This window comes from Psychromonas sp. MME2, assembly GCF_040566515.1.
Taxonomy (GTDB): Bacteria; Pseudomonadota; Gammaproteobacteria; order Enterobacterales; family Psychromonadaceae; genus Psychromonas.
The window spans coordinates 157,378-176,356 of sequence record NZ_JBEWXI010000002.1 but is presented as its reverse complement, the minus strand read 5'-3'; the positions used below and the strand labels follow the sequence as shown (position 1 = coordinate 176,356).

Genomic DNA, 18,979 nt, shown 5'->3' with positions numbered 1-18,979 from the left:
CTGCAAATAGACTTATGATATGGCTCTGTTCTCTTTGTGGCTGCTTTTTATGAATAACGCTTCTTCACAAACATCTTCAAAAATGGTCTCAAAAAGTCACTTTTTGGGTATTTTTTCAATTGTCTTTTTACCGATGTTATTAGCAGCGATAGACCAAACCTTACTTTCCACGGCGACACCTGCCATTGCTAAGGAGTTGGGTGGGATCCAATCCGCCTCTTGGATCATGATTGGTTATCTGCTTGCGACGGCGGCGTCCGTTCCCATTTATGGGTGGTTGGGAGACCGTTATAATCGCCGTAATATGTTGATTGTGGCGTTAGTGATCTTTTCTATTGGCTCGTTGACCTCTGCGTTGGCGCATTCCATGCCGATGTTGATTATTGGGCGAGTGATACAAGGTTTAGGTGGCGGGGGGTTGATGAGTTTATCGCAGGCATTGATTGGTGAGCTGATACCACCTCGACAACGTGCTCGCTTTCAAGGCTATTTTGCCTCTCTATTCGCCGTTGCCAGTATCGGTGGGCCTGTGATCGGAGGGGTTGTTGTGACGTACTTTTCATGGAAGTGGTTATTTTGGATCAATATCCCGCTGGCGATCTTTGCTGGCTATCGCTTACTGGCTTTGGCGGCCAGCCCGTCCTCATTAGTTAAACGGTCAGTAGATTGGGTTGGGTTAATCCTGTTCCCCATCATTATGACGACCTTTATTTTTTGGTTAACTTCGGGGGGGGTATAGATTCCCATGGTTTTCCTTAGAGAGTGCGATGTACATTGGTATGGCTATCCTGTTGGCGATAGTGATGTTGATGCAACAACAAAAAACTGCGCACTCATTTCTACCGCTGCATTTATTGATTAAAAAGGAGGTTTATATTCCGTTAACGTCAACGTTTTTGTTTGCTGCGTGTTTGTTTGCATTAATCTTTTTTTTGCCAATCTATTTACAGCTTGGTTTTGGTGCTAATGCATCGACTTCAGGTTTATTATTATTGCCACTAACCACGGGGTTAATAACAGGATCGTATATTACCGGTAAGATAATCGCTAAGACGGGCGTTCCGAAATGGATACCTGTGGTGGGGATGAGTATCACCACGGTGGCGTTTTTATTATTAGGTTTGCTACCTCCACAGCCAACCATCATCTCTGGATTAGGGCTTTGCTGCGGTCTGGGATTAGGCACTGTCATGCCGTCTACACAACTGCTTATTCAAACCGTTGGCGGTAAAGAGAATCTCGGACGTATTACTGCAATGGCATCATTGTCGCGTTCATTGGGGGCATCGATGGGGACGGCATTATTTGGTGCTCTTATCTATGCATTAATTCCTAACTTTGACCGCAATGCCAACATTAAGTTTTTGTTGGCTAGCCCGCAAACGCATATTATTGATGCGTTTCAAACTGCATTTTTACTCGCCGCAGTACTCGCTTTCTGTTGTGCGATTAATGCCGCTCGAGCGCCGAGAATACAGCTAGACGACCTTGATCAAAAATGGTGAGCGATATGACTGATTGCCATTCTTAGGTACAGGATTGAATCTGCTTGATCAGCCATTGTACGCTATCTTGGCTATCATAAAGTTGATGGGTAAACATGCTTAAAGATAATTCGGGGATGCCAGCTGGCAGATTAACCATCCTTAACGGCAGCATCTCCACGAGCTGTTTGGCTATATTATAAGGGACGCACATTAAATAATTACTTTTGGCGATAACCATGCCACCAACCGCATAACTTTGCACTATCATAGATATGTGGCGGGACTGATGTTGGCTATGTAGCCAGCGATCAATGAGATCTGCCCCACTGTTGATTAGCGGTAGATGAACCTGTGAGGTGCGTAAAAACTGCTTTAGTGTTAAGCTGCTAGGCAATCTGTTTTTCTCTGCCACTATGCCAACATAATGGTCTGACAACCAATGATAGCGATGATAATAACGTGGCATTTCCTGCAAATTATCAACAGCAAGTAAGATATCAATGCGCCCATCTTCAATCCTTTCTAGCTGTAAATTTTCCGACAAGATATCAATGCCGATACGTACATTCGGCGCTTTTTTTTCTATTTTGGCTGCTAATTTAGGTAAGCCATAAAATTCAAAGTAATCAATCGCACCAATATAGAAGGTTTTCGCAGCGATGCTCGGTTCAAAGGGCTTTGCCTTATCGAGCGCCATTTCAATGGTGTTTAATCCCTTTTTAATTCCCGGTAATAAATTGGCGATAAAGGGGGTTGGTTCCATTCCTACCTTGGTTTTTATAAATAATGGATCATCAAAACGATTACGTAATTTAGAAAGAATGTGGCTTGCCGCAGACTGACTCATAAAAAGCCGCTGTGCAGTGCGAGAGAGGTTTCTTTCATGATCTAAAAGAACCAACAAGCGCAGTTGATTAATATCTATATCCATAGGTTATTACTTTCCTTCATATTAAAATCAAAATATCGCATTTTCATTATAACTTAAGCGAGGATAAAGTATCACCATTAAAAATCTACTGTTAATTTAAAAATATGAGGATGTAAACACAATGAGAAAAGTGAAAGTTGCTGCAACACAAATGTCTTGTTCATGGGATGTGCAGGAAAATCTTGTTAAAGCTGAGCGTTTAGTTCGTCAAGCTGCCAGTGAAGGTGCGCAGATTATTCTTTTACAAGAGTTATTTGAAACGCCCTATTTTTGCATTGAAATTAATGAAAAATACCATGCATTAGCGACCACCTTAGAAGAAAATCCGGCTTTTCAATTACTCACTAAATTAGCCAAAGAACTGCAAGTGGTTTTGCCTTTTAGCTGGTTTGAAAAATCAGGCAATGTGCGCTTTAACAGCATGGCGATGATTGATGCGGATGGTTCTTTATTGGGAACTTATCGTAAGACACATATTCCAGACAGTGATGGCTACCTAGAAAAATACTATTTTAGCCCTGGTGATACGGGTTTTAAAGTGTGGAATACACGCTATGCAAAAATTGGCGTTGGTATTTGTTGGGACCAATGGTTTCCTGAAACAGCGCGTTGCATGGCTTTGCAGGGAGCGGAAATCCTCTTCTATCCAACGGCAATTGGTAGCGAGCCAAGCCAACCTACAATGGATTCGCAACCGCATTGGACGCGAGTGATGCAAGGTCATGCCGCCGCTAATCAAACCCCTATTATTGCTTCCAATCGTATTGGTATGGAGAGTGCGACAACGCGTGATGTGAGCATTACATTTTTTGGTTGTTCTTTTATCTGCGATCAAAGTGGCGCGATTGTTGAGCAGGCTGACCGTGTCAGCGAAGGGGTGCTTTGTCATGAATTTGATCTCGATGAAATCACTTTTCAACGTCAAGCTTGGGGGCTATTTAGAGATCGTCGCCCTGATCAGTATAAAACGCTATTAACGCTTGATGGGAATCTGTAAGCGTAACACTGCTTATTAAAATAAAGGAATAAAATTATGACGGATAAAAAAATGGGCGTTAGCGCGCTCGCACTGTTTAGTTTATGTGCTGTTTTAGTACTCGATACATTAACCGCCTCAGCATCAATAGGGGTTAGTTCATTGGCTGGTGGGCATTTATGCTGGTTGTATTTGTTATCCCCTATGGGTTAATCACTTCCGAGTTAAGTGCCACCTACCCTGGAGAGGGCGGGATTCATGATTGGATAAAACGTGCCTTTGGTAAAAATTGGGCAATCCGTGTGACGTGGTTTTATTGGGTGAATGTCGGTTTATGGATGCCTGCTGTTTATATTTTATTTGCTGGTACTTTTGCCGAACTTTTCTTTCCCGATCTGTCACTGGCCATGCAAATAGCCATTTGTATCAGCTTAACGTGGTTAACGGTTTGGATTTGTAATGTTTCTGTAAATGTTGGCCTGTGGGTTTCTAATCTTTGCGCAATATTAAAAATAGCGATTATTTCTGTGTTGGCTATTGGTGGTTTTGTACATGCCTTTAATCATGGTTTTGCTAATGAGTTTACATTTTCCGCGATGCTCCCCTCCTTTGAAACGGGCAGTGCCTTTTTGCCTGCTTTAGTTTTCAATCTAATGGGATTTGAATTGGTTGCAACAATGACCAAGGAGATGAAAGATGTAAAACAAGTACCTAAGGTGATTTTTCTTGCCATTGCGGTGACTGCTTTTTTATATGTTGTCGGTACCCTTGGTATATTGGCGGCTTTACCCGTGCAAGATATTGGCTTGGTAGCAGGTATTGTGGATACTTTTAAGGTGCTTTTCGGTGACGGTGCCTTTGGTCAAGCAATCACATTGATGCTTGGTGTAATGACGCTAATTACCTTTATTGGCAACATGGTCAGCTGGACGATGGGCTCTAGTCGCGCTGCAGCTGAATCTGCCAAAGAAGGAGAGTTGCCTGAGTGCGTTGGTTATTTATCGGCAAAATATGCAACCCCTGTTGGAGCCAATGTAATCACTGGTTTAGTCTCTACTGCCGTGATCGTTATTTATGCTTTTTTTGCGAGTAGCAATGATGAATTGTTCTGGTCGATGTTTGCCTTCTCTAGTTGTATCTTTCTTTTACCTTACCTATTTATGTTCCCAGCATATTTAAAATTACGAGTTACCGACGCACAGCAAATTCGCCCTTTTAAAGTGCCAGGCAACTTTGTCACTCAGTTAGTGATGACGTTAATCTGTTTTGCCATTATCGCACAGGCCGTTGTGCTATTTATCTTTCCTGAGATTATTTCCAGTAGCATCGACTGGACCTACAGTGCGCCTGTATTAGGTGGTGTGTTAATGACCATTGTGGTTGGTGAAGTGCTCTTATATCGCAGTTTAGCGGCAAATAAGGCGGGCAAAATCTCTACTTCAAAGGAGGCTTGTGTATGAATATAGCACTTAATTCAATACATTCACTGCGAGGATATCGCATGCCCGGTGAGTATGAACCTCAGCAAAGTGTTTGGATGGGCTGGCCACATCGAGCAGATAATTGGCGAGAAAACGGCAAAATGGCACAGCAAGCATTTATTGATGTTGCCACGACCATTGCTGAAAAAACAGCGGTGACGATGATTGTGAGCCCGTTGCATTACGATCAAGCTTGAGCCAAGTTGCCTGATAGTGTACGAGTGGTTGAAATGTCCTACGATGATTGTTGGCTGCGTGATATTGGTGCGGTTTATGTGGTTAATGATAAGCAGCAACGTAAAGCGATTGATTGGCAATTTAATGCTTGGGGTGGGTTGGTTGATGGATTATATGCCCCTTGGGATAGTGATGATAAAGTCGCTAAGAAAATGGCCGAAATTAATAATGATAGTTGCCATCGTGCGCCGATGATATTAGAAGGTGGGGCTATTCATGTTGATGGTGAGGGGACCTTATTCACGACGGAAGAGTGTTTGTTGCATGAAAGCCGTAATCCTGATTTGTCCAAAGCGCAAATAGAAAGTCAGTTACAGGCCCATTTAGGGGTGGAGAAAATAATCTGGCTTAAGCAGGGTTTGTACAATGATGAAACCAATGGTCATGTGGATAATTTAATGCATGTTGTTAAACCGGGTGAGGTGTTATTAACGTACTGTGACGATCCCCTCGATCCACAGTATGCTATTAGTCAGCAAGCTTATCAAACACTGCGTGAGGCGCGTGATGCTAAAGGGCGCAAGATAACTATCCACAAGCTACCGATGCCGGGGCCTTTGTATATTACCAAGGAAGAGGCACAGGGGATCGTTGCCAGTGATGGGATGTCTCGACAAGAAGGAGAGCGATTAGCGGCTTCTTATGCTAATTTTTTAATTAGTAATGGGCAGATTGTTTATCCTTTGTTAGATGAACGCCATGACCAAGAAGTTTTTAACATATTACAACGGGTCTTTCCTGATTATGAGATAAAAGGGATTGCTGCACGTGAAATTGTGCTTGGAGGTGGCAACATCCACTGTATAACACAACAAATACCGCTATAAAAAAATATGCCGATAATAGCCCCATTAATAATAGTGGGGCTTTTTTATGGTCAGCCATTGCTATTATCTCATTGATCAACTCTTGCCTTCTTGCTATAAATACCTATCTGGATAGGGAGCAACTGCGTGCATATCATTAATTTCGAAGCTTTTTTAATTGCCATCACCATCCTCACCTTAACTCCGGGATTAGACACGGCATTGGTGATTCGTAATAGTAGCCGTTCAGGTAGCCTTGATGGCTGTGTGACCAGTTTAGGGATCTGTTCCGGCCTGTTTGTGCATGCACTTTTTTCTGCACTGGGGATCTCGGCAATTTTACTGCAGTCTGCGCAGTTATTTGAGGTGATGAAGTGGATTGGTGCGTCATACCTTATTTGGCTTGGGCTCACTAGCTTGCGTGGCATGTTTAAAGCGCAGCCTGATTTAACCATGCAAGATCAAAAGCATCTGGTTTTTAACTGTCGTCGTTCGCTGCGCGAAGGCTTTTTATCTAATGTGCTTAATCCGAAAACGGCTATTTTTTATTTGGCTTTTTTACCGCAATTTATCGACCCCAATTATTCACCCGTTTTACAATCTTTAACCATGGCTGCTATTCATTTTTTAATTGCGATGGTGTGGCAATGTGGTTTAGCTCATGCCATCCATTCAGCAAAAGCCTTTTTTAAAAATCAAAGTGCGATGAAAACCATGGAAGGGCTGACCGGTGCTGTATTAATTTTTCTCGGGGTAAAACTAATACTCAGTGATAAATAACCTCAACCGTCACTATCTTAGGCAAAGCGATTATTTAAATAATTGATAATCGCTTTGGATTCATACAGCCAAGTGACCTTATTGGCCTCTTCAATACGCAAGCAGGGCACTTGTACTTTGCCTGCTTGTGTTGCAAGTATCTCTTTATTAGCGCTTTGTTTAGCATCAACCGTGGTTATTGTAAGATTTTGACGACGCATCGCGCGGCGCACTTTGACGCAAAAAGGGCAGGCTTCGTATTGGTATAGCTGCAGTGATTTACTCTCTAAATCTATTTTAATCTGTTCATGTTGCTCTCGTTTACGTCTTTTAGGCGGCAAACTAAAGTTTACTAATAAAATGATACGCCCCAAAATCCAACGGATTATAAACATCTACACACTCTCTTTTGTTATAAAAATGTTAAAAATAAAAGTAAGTTTAACTGAAAAAAATGGATCATTAAAGGTAAGATGGTGATACCTAGAAAAACAGAATGGATTACATCGATGAGTGACATTGCATCACCCTGTATACGAAATTGTTGCTTGGATGAAAAAGATATTTGTATCGGCTGTTTTCGCACAATGAATGAAATTATGCAGTGGCGAGAAGTGAATGAGCAAGAGAAGCGAGTTATTCTGGCTCGCGTTCAAAAACGCAAAGAAAGAGATGCAAAATCAAAGGGGGATAAATGAAGCAAACTATCAGTATTTTGGGCAGTGGTTGGTTAGGTGTACCCGTTGCAAAGAGGCTATTAAAGCGCTTTGCACAGGTTAAAATTTCTACCCGCACTGACGAAAAAATGGCACATTTAGCAGCGTTGGGTTTACAGCCTTACCTTATCGATATTGAAAATTTACAGGATAATATCGACCCTTTTTTAAATAGTGATATTTTACTCATTAATATCACTAGTAAAAATGTAGCTGCCTTTGCACTGCTGCTTGAAAAAATAGAACAGTCGTCGATACAGAAGCTGTTATTCATTAGCTCAACGGGGGTTTATCCCAATAATAGTGGGCTTTGTAAGGAGTCTGATGATCTAAGTGAGGTATTGCATCCGCTTTTAACCATCGAATCACTGTTTCGTAATAGTCGCCATTTTCAGACAACTATTTTACGTTTCGCTGGATTAATTGGTGGGCGCCGTCATCCGGGGCGCTTCTTCGCTACGACAAAAGTGCCTGCTAAGACCATTTCCTCAGCGCAAGCGCCAGTTAATCTTATTCATCTTGATGATTGTGTTGAGATGATTGAACAGATTATTAAACGCGAAGTTTGGGGGGAAGTGTTAAATGGCTGCGCAGATACCCACCCAACAAAAGCGCAATTTTATACCCACAATGCGCTAGCATTAGGGTTAGAAAAACCGCGCCTTAGTGATGATTCGGCAATTAATAAGGTTGTTTGTAATGACAAAGTAAAAGCCTTGTTGGATTATCAATTTATCCATCCAGATCTAATGCAAATTGATGATTACGAGTAAGCGATAGAGTTAATTATTTGTCGTTTATTGCTTGCAAATAAGCTTGTGCATCCGCTAAGTTAAATTGATTAAATACTGCGATATTATGGGCACGTAATAACTTAGCGGTGCACCCTTCGCCGTTAACTAATGTCCTGTTAAAACTGCCATCGTAACGTAATGAACTGCCACATGATGGGCTTTTTTCCGTCAAAATGGCAACTTTCACCTTATTCTCTAAGGCCAGTTGCAAGGTTTTTTGTGCACCGAGTTTAAAGGCTACACTCACATCTTCCCCACTTGCCGTTTTAATGCTGCCATCTACTTGTATTTCAGCAGCTGCGCGTGGCGTTGCTAAACCGCCACACACTTCAGGGCAAACGGGTAATAGCCACTTTTTTTGTTGCCACTGCATTATTAAGGGATCTTCTAGTTTATTTATTTTGCCATCGTATCGTACCCGTTCACCAAGTAAACAGGCACTGATGAGGATTTTAATATTGTTGTCTTTAGGCATAGCGGTATCGTTTTTGTTTAGAAATTAGCAGCGCAAGATAGCACAACGTTTACCCCTTTTTAAAGTAAGGTTTTGTTAGAAAACATTGATTTATATGTGGTCTTTGTTAAGTAAATGGTTACCTATTAGTGGGTATATTGCTATTTTGTTAATGAAATTCGGGTCGTGATGCTGTTTATTTTGATTTTCATCAAATTTGTTTTTCGTTATTTGGTTAGTCTGCAGGTGAATTTAACTTCACTTCGTGATTGAGGAAAATATGAGTAAACAAAAATTAGTGATTATTGGTAATGGTATGGTAGGTCATCGTTTTATTGAGGATTTTGTCGATAAAGCGGATCTTGATAAATTTCAAATCACTGTTTTTTGTGAAGAGCCTCGCGTTGCCTATGATCGTGTTCATTTATCTTCCTACTTTTCTCACCATACGGCAGAAGAACTTTCTTTGGTAAAAGAGGGTTTTTATGAAAAACACAATATTGAAGTATTGCTTGGTGAACGCGCTTTAATGATTAATCGTGAACAAAAGGTGATTCACTCACAAACTGGTCGTGCGGTTTATTACGATAAATTAGTAATGGCAACGGGATCCTATCCTTGGGTGCCACCGATTAAGGGCAATGATAATAAAGACTGTTTTGTCTACCGTACGATTGAAGATCTAAAGGCGATTGAAACAACGGCGCACCGTAGCAAAAGCGGTGCCGTGGTCGGTGGTGGATTGCTAGGGCTTGAAGCTGCGGGAGCATTAAAAGCACTTGGCGTTGAAACGCATGTTATTGAGTTTGCCCCAGTATTAATGGCTGAGCAGTTAGATGTGCAGGGCGGACAAATGTTACGCCATAAAATAGAGCACATTGGTGTCAATGTACACACCACTAAAAATACGCAAGAGATAGTCAGCTCAGGGCAAACAGCGCGTAATACGATGTGCTTTGCCGATGGCAGTGAGTTAGAAGTTGATTTTATCGTTTTTTCAACGGGTATTCGCCCACAGGATAAATTAGCTAAGCAGTGTGGGTTAGCGACTGCACCTCGCGGTGGGATTAGCATCAATGACCAATGTCAAACCAGTGATGCGGATATTTACGCGATTGGTGAGTGTGCCTCCTGGAATGAAAAATTCTTCGGCTTAGTGGCACCGGGCTATAACATGGCGAAAGTGGCCGTTGATACCCTACTTGGTCGTGACAATGCGTTTACTGGCTCTGATATGAGCGCAAAATTAAAATTATTAGGTGTTGACGTTGGTAGTATCGGCGATGCCAATGGTCGCACGCCAAATTGTAAAAGTTATGTTTACCTTGATGAAAACAGTGCCGTATATAAACGCATTATTGTCTCGGAAGATGGTAAGGCATTATTGGGTGCTGTATTAGTGGGCGATACCGAAAGTTATGGTGATTTACTGCAATATACCCTTAACGATATCGAACTGCCTAAACATCCTGACTCTTTGATTTTACCTGCGCATGCTGGTACTAAATCGGCGGGGTTAGGTGTGGATGCTTTACCTGCGAGCGCACAACTCTGTTCATGTTTTGATGTGAAGAAAAGCGATATTGCTGATGCCGTTGCGGCTGGGCATACAACGATTGGTGCGATTAAAGGAGAAACGGGCGCTGGTACAGGCTGTGGTGGTTGTGTTCCGCTTATTACGCAAGTACTTAATGCGGAGCTAAAAAAGCAGGGAATGGAAGTTAAAAACCATCTTTGTGAGCATTTTGAATACTCTCGCCAAGAGTTATTCCACCTTATCCGTATTGAAGGTATCAAAACCTTTAAAGATTTATTAGCTAAATACGGTAAAGGTTACGGCTGTGAAACTTGTAAACCAACCGTGGGTTCTATCTTAGCGTCATGCTGGGGTGAGCACATACTAACGAAAGAACATAATGGTCTACAAGATACCAATGACATTTTCCTTGGTAACATGCAAAAAGATGGTACTTATTCAGTTATTCCACGTATGGCTGGTGGTGAAGTAACACCAAAAGGCTTAGCTGCTGTTGCCAGTGTTGCTGAGCAATATGCGCTATACACTAAAATCACTGGCGCACAGCGTATTGGTTTATTCGGCGCGCATAAATCAGATCTTCCTGATATTTGGAAACAGCTTTTAGATGCTGGTTTTGAAACAGGTCAAGCCTACGCTAAAGCACTGCGTATGGTAAAAACCTGTGTAGGTAGTACATGGTGTCGTTTTGGTGTGCAAGACAGTGTTGGTTTAGGTGTTGAGTTGGAAAACCGTTATAAGGGATTGCGCACCCCCCATAAAATGAAGTTTGGTGTTTCGGGTTGTACGCGTGAATGTGCTGAAGCACAGGGTAAAGATGTCGGCATTATTGCCACTGATGCGGGGTGGAACCTTTATGTTTGTGGTAATGGAGGTATGAAACCGCAGCATGCATCATTACTTGCCTCTGACTTAGATAAAGAAACATTAATTAAATACCTAGATCGATTCATGATGTTCTATGTGCGTACGGCGGATAAATTAACACGTACCTCGGTGTGGTTACAAAACCTAGAAGGTGGTATTGAATACCTGCAAAAAGTAGTGATTGAAGATAAATTAGGCATTAATGCACAGCTTGAAAAAGAGATGGCTGAATCGATTGATAATTATCATTGTGAATGGGCAACGACGCTAAATGATGAGCAACAACTGAAACGCTTTGCACACTTTATTAATAGTGATCAGCAAGATGATAATGTGGTGTTTACCCCTGAGCGTGGTCAAAAACGCCCTGCATTTTTAGATGAAAAAGCACCTACGTACAAAATTACTTTGGAGGAAGCGTAAATGAGCAAGTGGATTAAAGTCTGTGAATTAGAAACTGTTTTCCCATCAACAGGCGTTTGTGCGTTAGTTGATGGTAAACAAGTGGCTATCTTCCGCCCTTATGATGACGAACAGCTTTTTGCCGTTAATAACATGGATCCATTTGCGCGTTCAAATGTGTTATCTCGAGGTGTGATTTGTGAGCATCAAGAGCAGTTATGGGTTGCTTCACCATTGAAAAAACAACGCTTTAATTTAGCGGATGGTCACTGTTTAGAGAATGCAGATGTTTCTATCGAAACCTATAAAGTGCGTGTTTCTGGCGGCCAAATTGAAGTGCAGCTGTAAAGATTAAATAGCTGAAATGTTTCTTACTTACGCTGTGAATGTGCATTCCTGGAGGTGAGTAGGAAGCCTTTTACTATTTAATTTTAACTTTCACATTAACTTTACTATTAGGTGCTTAACTATGTCTTACAACAAACCTGCTGACTTCGTACAAACCATGATCGATGTTGGTGAAGCCAAATCCAATACCAGCACACGTGATCTGATTTTACGTGGCACAATGGCTGGTATTATTTTATCGCTTGCCGTTGTGGTTGCAATTACTGCTATCACACAAACTGGCAGTGGCCTTGTTGGTGCGCTCGTCTTCCCTGTTGGTTTTTGTATCTTAAGCCTGATGGGTTACGATCTTGTAACGGGGGTTTTTGGTTTAGCGCCGCTGGCTAAATTTGAAAACCGTCCTGGTATTGATTGGCCTCGCGTATTTCGTTGTTGGGGACTCGTAGGTCTAGGTAATTTTATCGGTTCACTGCTTGTTGCTTATTTGATTGCTGTTTCTTTGACGATGAATTTCAGTATTGATACTAACGCGGTAGCGCAAACGTTTATTAAGGTCTCTACAGCGCGGACTGCTGGTTTTGAAAACTTCGGTGTAGATGGTTGGATCACCTGTTTTGTTCGTGCTATTTTTTGTAACTTGATGGTATGTTTAGGTGTCGTGGGTGGCATGACGTCACGTTCAGTGGGGGGGAAAATTGCCGCAATGTGGTTACCTATCTTCATCTTCTTCGTTTTGGTCTTTGAACATACGGTTGTCAACATGTTCTTATTCCCACTGGGCATGATTTTAGGTGCTGATTTTGGTATCGCGACTTGGTTGAACTTCAACCTTATCCCGACTATCTTAGGTAATATTGTTGGTGGTTTATTATTTGCAACGATTCCTCTTTACCTAACACACAAGAAAACAGCTGCACCATTAGATGTTAAGTAAATTTTTAGCGTCTTATTTTAGGTAAAAAATCGTAGATAATAAAAAAGCCTCGTTTTTACACGAGGCTTTTTTGTAAGCAAAATATGAATATACTTATGCTAGATAGAGATTTTATAACAACGCAGATTGGTGCTATTTTTGCCCTACGGGGCGCTAGCGCGAAAACCCGCCCTGCGTTATTAGGAAACTGTTTTACTCATATCTATAAATAACCAGGCCATGTAAGCAATGTAACCCATTAACAATAACCCACCTTCAAAACGGCCTAATACACCCGACTTACCTTTACGAAATCCGATTGAAAACACCATTAAGGCAACGGTTAGAGCGATCATGGTTGGATAGTCGCGAGTTAATACTTCCTGATCAAACGTATCTGGATTAATAAGCCCGGGCAGCGCCATTACCCCAAGAATATTAAAAATATTAGAGCCAATAATATTACCCACAGCAAGGTCAAACTCTTTCTTACGTGCAGCGGCAAGCGTCGCCGCAAGTTCCGGCAAGCTGGTGCCAATTGCGACAATGGTTAAACCAATAATGAGGTCGCTGACGGCGAAGTATTCGGCAACTTCTACTGCACCCCAGACTAGAATACGTGAGGAAGCAATCAGTATCACAATGCCTAATATTAACCACTTTAGTGCTTCGCCTTTACTAACCTGCTCTGGTAATTCATCGATAATTTCCTGTGGCAAGCTATCTTCACCGTGGCTTTTCGCTTCATATACCGTGAATGCTAACATCGCAAACATCATCATCATAAGTATGAGGCCATCCACCACACTGAGGTTTTGATCCCAAAGCAGATACAAGCTAATCAAAATAATGATAAGTAAAACGGGCATTTCTCTTTTGAGTAATTTGGAATGGATTTGTAATGGATAAATGAGTGCCGTGAGTCCAAGCATTAAGCCAATATTGGTAATGTTTGAACCGATCGCGTTACCGATAGAAAGCCCTGTTTTGCCCTGCCATGCCGCAATTGCCGAAACTAACATCTCAGGTGCAGATGTCCCTAAACCAACAATGACAACGCCAACAATTAAGGGTGAGATGGAAAAGCTGCTTGCCGTATTTGAAGCGCCAAGTACAAATTTATCGGCACTCCAAATGAGTAGTGCGAAACCAGCAACAATCGCAAAAGCAGGTAATAATAGCGATATCACAGTATAAAACTCCTTGTGTTTAAGAAAAAAAACGCCGGACATTTGCATGTACGGCGTTTCTTAAAAAATTAAAATAGTCGGTTATTAACCACGACCTTCAGCAATAGCCGCAACTGCTGCTAATTCAGCGGCATGTTTTTCATACTTTTCTTGACGGTCTTGAACATCCATCAATTCATTAGTAATTAAACCCGCTTCAATTTCTCGTAAAGCAATAACGGTCGCTTTATCGTTTTCTGGCTCAACTAAAGGTGTTTTACCTTGAGTGGCAAGCTGACGCGCGCGACGCGATGCCATTAAGATTAAATCAAAACGGTTACCAACTACATTTACTGCATCTTCAACGGTTACACGTGCCATTGTTGAACTCCAAAAAATATTTACATAAAAAAGGGCGCTTATTATACGGTTTAAAGGCGATTTGATCCAGTACCTTCGTGTTAATAAGCGTTGCATTCATCAGACGGTTATTTATATTGCGTTATCATGAATGCGAATTAATTTTTTTTACTATGATAACAGATAGTTATCAGTAATGTATAAGTGCTTTTGCTATTTTCAAGGTTGATGTTATTAAGGTTTTAATAACTCATCGATGGTTGCGCGATACTTAATAGCCTGCTTTTGTTGTTCATTGCGTAACGATTTTACAATCGCAGAAAACTCAGCAGTTGCCGTTTCAAAATCATCATTAATAATTAGGTAATCATATTCATCGTAATGAGACATCTCAGATTGTGCTTGTTCCATCCGTTTAGCGATGATTTCACTGCTGTCTTGTCCTCGTTTATTTAAACGCGACTCTAGCTCTTTGCGGCTTGGCGGTAAAATGAAAATGCCCTTTGCATTAGGCATCATTTTACGTACTTGACGAGCACCTTGCCAATCGATGTCTAACATCACATCGATGCCTTTTTCGAGTGCCTGTTCAATAGCAACCCGAGATGTGCCGTAATAATTACCGAATACTTCAGCCCATTCAAAAAAGGCATTTTCAGCAATGAGTCGTTGAAACTCTGCTACATCAACAAAATGATAATGCTCTCCATCGATTTCACCGATACGTGGTTGACGCGTAGTATGAGAAATAGAGACCTGTGCACTCCCATCTCTTTTTTTTGCTAATAACGCCTTAATGAGACTAGACTTTCCTGCGCCACTTGGGGCAGATACGATATAAAGCGTGCCGACTTGGGACATAAATAATAATTCCTAACAACATTATTGAGTATAATGCCAATCCGCATAAGCATCTGATCTATCTTGTTGGTCAAAATAATAGATAACAGTGTTACATTCAATCGTAATAGCGAGCTATTACTCAATCATGTGCCTTGCTCTATATCATTTTTCATCAACAAGCTATGACCATAATATTATGCGAATTGGCATAAATCACGTACCTATCTCCAAGCTTACTCATCAGCTGGATTTTTGATAGTCGCGTATTATCTCTTATTTTTTAGTTGTTGTCTTTTTAATCGAGTAAATAAGTGAATTAATATTATTTATTATTGATAAAACTGTGCTTTGTCTTTTAATTAATAACAGGTCTATTATTACAGCGTTTTATAATCTCCCCCAACGACTCGTAATCACATAGACTAAAGGTAATTCGTGATGCAAAAATTAGCCAACATCAGAGGTTTCTGGCCGTACCTATTTGCCATTTTTTTGAATGTTTTTATTGAGTTCGGACATAAGATAGTTATTCAAAATACTATTTTTAAAGCCTTTCACGGTGAACAGCAAATCCTTTTAATGGCTTTGATCAACGGTCTTATCCTCCTCCCATTTATTTTATTATTGTCACCCACGGGGTTTATCTCCGATAGATACCCCAAAAATAGGGTGATGGTCGTCAGTGCTTGGTGCTCCGTGGCATTGAGTCTTGCAATTGCTTTTTGTTATTACCAAGGGCTATTTTGGCAAGCCTTTGTGATTGCTTTTTTACTGGCAGTGCAGTCCGCTTTTTATTCGCCGGCAAAATACGGTTATATTAAACCTTTATTTGGTCGAGAGAATTTGGCGCAAGCTAATGCGTTAGTGCAGTCCGTTTCTATTATTGCCGTGTTGGCGAGCATGCTCATCTTCGCCTCTTTATTTGAATCATTTTATCAACCAGAATCGCTTACCCCAGAACAAATTTTACAATCAATGGCGCCTCTTGCATGGTTATTAGTATGCAACGCATTGTTCGAGTTATGGATGGCTTATCGTTTACCTAATGTGCAAAAGGCGCCATATAAAGAGACCTTTGATTGGAAAAAATACCGAACAGCGGGGTATTTTAAACGTAATGTAGCGATCTTTACTTCGCAGCCGATTATTCATCTGTCGATTATTGGTTTGGCGATGTTCTGGTCGATTACGCAGCTGTTATTAGCTAGCTTTCCCGCTTATGCAAAAGAAAATTTGTCGATTACCAGCGCCTTAGTTATTCAGGCGGTCATTATCACCTCGGGTTTGGGAATGGTTATTGGGTCGTGGATAGCTGGGCGTTATTCAAAAAATCATATTGAAACGGGTTTGGTGCCCCTTGGCGCAATAGGCTTTGCAATGACACTGTGGTTTTTGCCTTTTATGGAGTCGGCTTTTGCTCAAACGGTCTGTTTTTTCTTGGTCGGTATGATGGGTGGACTCTTTATTATTCCTCTCAATGCCTTGATTCAATTTCATGCGAAAAAGAATGAAATGGGAAGGGTGTTAGGGCTGAGTAATTGGGTGCAGGGGATTTGTATGGTGATGGTTATATTGGTCACTGCAGGTTTTGCCTATTATGGTATTGATAGTGCTATTTTATTCACTTTTACTGCGATTTTTGCCCTCGTTGGTAGCCTATATACGATTTATAAATTCCCACAAAGTTTGGCAAGAATTGTGCTCAATTGGTCGATTGCACGTCGCTATAAGGTCTCAATTCAAGGTATGCAACACGTACCCGAACAGGCGGTGTCTTGCTACTTGGTAATCATGTGAGTTGGATAGATTGGGCAGTGTTGCAAATTGCATGTCCTCGTACGGTGCGCTTTGCCATGGATGAAAAAGTGTTTGCCCGTTGGTATTTAGGTTGGTTTTTTAAGTTGCTTGGCTGTATTCCCGTTAATATGCTTAATATCACGCCGCAATCGTTACTCGATATTGCAAAAGTACTCGACCAAGGTGAGGTCGTGGCTTTGTTTCCCGAGGGGACAATGAGTCGCAATGGGCATCTTGGTGAGTTTAAAAAAGATTTTGAAACCGTATGTAGCCATACTCAGTGCGATATCGTGATTGTGCCTTTTTATATGCGCGGATTATGGGGTAGTAAATTTAGCCACTCTTCTACTAACCTAAAGGAGGTGCGTAGACGCGCGCTGTTTCGGGATTTGGTGATCGCTTTTGGTCAAGAAATGACGAAAGAAAGTAATGCGGAACAGGTTAAACGCTGTGTTTTTGACCTTTCAGTAAAGTCATGGAAAACTCATGCCAACGAGCTGCAGAGCCTTGGTTGTGCATGGATTGATACGGTAAAGCGTCTTGGCAGTCAACGCGCAGTGACAGATAGTACGGGTAAAAAATTATCAGCAGAACGTACACTAGTTGGCGCAATTAGCCTCAGTAAGGTGATTCAAAAGGGTAATAAAGGCCAAAATGTTGGGATGTTATTACCTAACAGTGCGGGTGGGGTGATTGCCAATATGGCGACCATTCTGGCGGGTAAAACCATTGTTAATTTGAACTATACGGCAAGTCATGAGGCGTTATTAGATGCCATTGCACAAGCGCAGCTGGCTAAGGTTTATAGTTCCCGCGTTTTTTTGCATAAATTACAACAACGCGGTATCGATTTAACTGCAACATTCGCCGATGTTGACGTTATTTATCTCGAAGATGTCATGAAGGAGATTAGGAAAAGCCAGCAAATTATCCGTTTAATCTTGGTTAAACTGCTGCCCGCTAAGGTATTAAAACAACTTTACGTTAAACATGTAGACAATGAACAGGCAGCCGCAATCTTATTTTCCAGTGGTAGTGAAGGCTCACCTAAGGGGGTCATGCTCAGCCATACTAATATTATGGCTAACTTACAACAAGTTTCCGATGTGCTAAATACGCAAGAGAGTGATGTGATCATGGGCTCTCTACCTCTATTTCATGCCTTTGGGTTAACCGTCACACAGTTTTTACCTTTAATTGAAGGGATTGCCTTAGTGTGCCATGCAGACCCAACCGATGCGCTTGGCATTGGTCAAGCCGTCGCTAAAAATAACGTAACAATTATTTGTGGAACATCGACTTTTTTCCGTTTATATAGCAATAATAAAAAGCTCAGTCCATTGATGTTTGATTCTTTGCGTTTTGTGGTTGCAGGGGCTGAAAAACTCAATACACAGGTTAAAAATGCCTTTGAGAGTAAATTTAATAAAAATATATTAGAGGGATATGGCACCACCGAAACAACGCCCGTTGCCAGTGTTAATTTACCTGACATGCTGGATAAAAAAACCTGGCAAATTCAGGTTGGCACAAAAGAGGGAACCGTGGGGATGCCATTACCAGGAACGAGTTTTAAGATTGTCGATCCCGATACGTTTATTGAGTTACCCACGGGAGGGGAGGGCTTGATCCTAATTGGTGGGGCACAGATCATGTTGGGTTACCTCAATAATCCTGAAAAAACAGAACAGGTAATTAAAGATATTAATGGCGAACGTTGGTATCTCTCGGGTGATAAAGGGCGTTTAGACAGTGATGGATTTTTAACTATACTAGATCGCTACTCTCGCTTTGCTAAACTTGGGGGGGAGATGATTAGTTTGAGTGCGATTGAGCTAGCGGTATTAAAAGATTTCGATGAAGAGGTCGAAGTTGTCGCGGTCGCGATTGCTGATCCGCAAAAAGGAGAAAGTATTATCCTTCTTTATCAAGGCGAATTGGATAGCCGTGAAGTAAGAAAAAGTATGTTAGCGCAGGGCTGTAATCCCTTGATGGTGCCAAAACGTTGGTATCAGGTGGAAGCCATTCCCAAACTCGGATCGGGAAAAACGGATTTTAGCCAATCGAAACGATTGGCTTTAGAGATGATTAACGCAGGTTAA

General features: G+C 41.4%; 19 protein-coding genes and 1 pseudogene. 14 read left to right on the top strand and 6 right to left on the bottom strand.

Annotated elements, in window-relative coordinates; genetic code table 11:
• The first annotated feature begins 49 nt into the window (after window positions 1-49).
• The gene (locus AB1A03_RS01150; protein WP_354622760.1) at window positions 50-739 is read left to right on the top strand and encodes an MFS transporter; all 690 of its coding nucleotides are present in this window, start codon (window positions 50-52) and stop codon (window positions 737-739) included.
• A 28-nt stretch (window positions 740-767) separates the two neighbouring features.
• Window positions 768-1,505, top strand: coding sequence for an MFS transporter (locus tag AB1A03_RS01145; protein WP_354622759.1), 738 nt, complete (start codon window positions 768-770; stop codon window positions 1,503-1,505).
• A gap of 22 nt (window positions 1,506-1,527) precedes the next feature.
• Here the strand turns inward: AB1A03_RS01145 and AB1A03_RS01140 are convergent, their stop codons facing one another.
• Window positions 1,528-2,418, bottom strand: a complete 891-nt coding sequence (locus AB1A03_RS01140) for a LysR family transcriptional regulator (protein ID WP_354622758.1) — start codon at window positions 2,416-2,418, stop codon at window positions 1,528-1,530.
• Window positions 2,419-2,539: 121 nt separating this feature from the next.
• Between AB1A03_RS01140 and aguB the strand changes: the two genes are divergently transcribed.
• From aguB to AB1A03_RS01115, 5 genes and pseudogenes are all read left to right on the top strand, one after another.
• Complete coding sequence (gene aguB, locus AB1A03_RS01135; RefSeq protein WP_354622757.1) at window positions 2,540-3,415, top strand: N-carbamoylputrescine amidase; 876 nt, start codon at window positions 2,540-2,542, stop codon at window positions 3,413-3,415.
• 36 nt (window positions 3,416-3,451) lie between these two features.
• The gene (locus tag AB1A03_RS01130) at window positions 3,452-3,607 is read left to right on the top strand and encodes a hypothetical protein (protein ID WP_354622756.1); all 156 of its coding nucleotides are present in this window, start codon (window positions 3,452-3,454) and stop codon (window positions 3,605-3,607) included.
• Window positions 3,574-4,854, top strand: a complete 1,281-nt coding sequence (locus tag AB1A03_RS01125) for an APC family permease (RefSeq protein ID WP_354622755.1) — start codon at window positions 3,574-3,576, stop codon at window positions 4,852-4,854. The genes AB1A03_RS01130 and AB1A03_RS01125 overlap by 34 nt, the downstream gene beginning before the upstream one ends.
• A pseudogene (aguA, locus tag AB1A03_RS01120) lies at window positions 4,851-5,939 on the top strand (agmatine deiminase). The gene AB1A03_RS01125 and the pseudogene aguA overlap by 4 nt, the downstream one beginning before the upstream one ends.
• 126 nt (window positions 5,940-6,065) lie before the next feature.
• Entirely contained in the window at window positions 6,066-6,698 is a 633-nt protein-coding gene (locus tag AB1A03_RS01115; protein WP_354622754.1) for a LysE family translocator, read from the top strand.
• Between the two features lie 17 nt (window positions 6,699-6,715).
• Here AB1A03_RS01115 and AB1A03_RS01110 read toward each other — a convergent pair whose 3' ends face one another.
• Window positions 6,716-7,072: a glutathione S-transferase N-terminal domain-containing protein gene (locus AB1A03_RS01110; protein ID WP_354622753.1), complete on the bottom strand. Its 357-nt coding sequence runs from the start codon at window positions 7,070-7,072 to the stop codon at window positions 6,716-6,718.
• 114 nt (window positions 7,073-7,186) lie between these two features.
• On the opposite strand from AB1A03_RS01110, the gene AB1A03_RS01105 reads away from it, so the two are divergent.
• Together AB1A03_RS01105 and AB1A03_RS01100 are read left to right on the top strand one after the other, a co-directional pair.
• Complete coding sequence (locus tag AB1A03_RS01105; RefSeq protein ID WP_354622752.1) at window positions 7,187-7,375, top strand: DUF1289 domain-containing protein; 189 nt, start codon at window positions 7,187-7,189, stop codon at window positions 7,373-7,375.
• The gene (locus AB1A03_RS01100; RefSeq protein ID WP_354622751.1) at window positions 7,372-8,166 is read left to right on the top strand and encodes an NAD(P)H-binding protein; all 795 of its coding nucleotides are present in this window, start codon (window positions 7,372-7,374) and stop codon (window positions 8,164-8,166) included. The genes AB1A03_RS01105 and AB1A03_RS01100 overlap by 4 nt, the downstream gene beginning before the upstream one ends.
• A 13-nt stretch (window positions 8,167-8,179) precedes the next feature.
• Here the strand turns inward: AB1A03_RS01100 and AB1A03_RS01095 are convergent, their stop codons facing one another.
• Window positions 8,180-8,662, bottom strand: a complete 483-nt coding sequence (locus tag AB1A03_RS01095; protein WP_354622750.1) for a 2-thiouracil desulfurase family protein — start codon at window positions 8,660-8,662, stop codon at window positions 8,180-8,182.
• Window positions 8,663-8,921: 259 nt separating this feature from the next.
• Here AB1A03_RS01095 and nirB point away from each other — a divergent pair, with 259 nt between their 5' ends.
• From nirB to AB1A03_RS01080, 3 genes are all read left to right on the top strand, one after another.
• Complete coding sequence (gene nirB / locus AB1A03_RS01090) at window positions 8,922-11,468, top strand: nitrite reductase large subunit NirB (protein ID WP_354622749.1); 2,547 nt, start codon at window positions 8,922-8,924, stop codon at window positions 11,466-11,468.
• Complete coding sequence (gene nirD, locus AB1A03_RS01085) at window positions 11,469-11,795, top strand: nitrite reductase small subunit NirD (RefSeq protein WP_354622748.1); 327 nt, start codon at window positions 11,469-11,471, stop codon at window positions 11,793-11,795. It begins immediately after the preceding gene.
• A 121-nt stretch (window positions 11,796-11,916) separates the two neighbouring features.
• Window positions 11,917-12,729 carry a formate/nitrite transporter family protein gene (locus AB1A03_RS01080; RefSeq protein WP_354622747.1) on the top strand — a complete coding sequence of 271 codons (813 nt, stop codon included), beginning with the start codon at window positions 11,917-11,919 and terminating at the stop codon, window positions 12,727-12,729.
• Window positions 12,730-12,908: 179 nt separating this feature from the next.
• On the opposite strand, the gene AB1A03_RS01075 is transcribed toward AB1A03_RS01080, so the two are convergent.
• The 3 genes from AB1A03_RS01075 to gmk form a co-directional block, all read right to left on the bottom strand.
• Entirely contained in the window at window positions 12,909-13,898 is a 990-nt protein-coding gene (locus tag AB1A03_RS01075; protein WP_354622746.1) for a calcium/sodium antiporter, read from the bottom strand.
• A gap of 84 nt (window positions 13,899-13,982) precedes the next feature.
• Complete coding sequence (rpoZ, locus tag AB1A03_RS01070; RefSeq protein WP_354622745.1) at window positions 13,983-14,258, bottom strand: DNA-directed RNA polymerase subunit omega; 276 nt, start codon at window positions 14,256-14,258, stop codon at window positions 13,983-13,985.
• Between the two features lie 213 nt (window positions 14,259-14,471).
• The gene (gene gmk, locus AB1A03_RS01065; RefSeq protein ID WP_354622744.1) at window positions 14,472-15,098 is read right to left on the bottom strand and encodes a guanylate kinase; all 627 of its coding nucleotides are present in this window, start codon (window positions 15,096-15,098) and stop codon (window positions 14,472-14,474) included.
• A gap of 420 nt (window positions 15,099-15,518) precedes the next feature.
• Here gmk and AB1A03_RS01060 point away from each other — a divergent pair, with 420 nt between their 5' ends.
• Together AB1A03_RS01060 and AB1A03_RS01055 are read left to right on the top strand one after the other, a co-directional pair.
• Window positions 15,519-16,877 (top strand): MFS transporter, encoded by a 1,359-nt coding sequence (locus tag AB1A03_RS01060; RefSeq protein ID WP_354622743.1) that lies wholly within the window; start codon window positions 15,519-15,521, stop codon window positions 16,875-16,877.
• On the top strand, window positions 16,874-18,979 hold the full coding sequence (locus tag AB1A03_RS01055; protein WP_354622742.1) for an AMP-binding protein: 2,106 nt from the start codon (window positions 16,874-16,876) through the stop codon (window positions 18,977-18,979). The genes AB1A03_RS01060 and AB1A03_RS01055 overlap by 4 nt, the downstream gene beginning before the upstream one ends.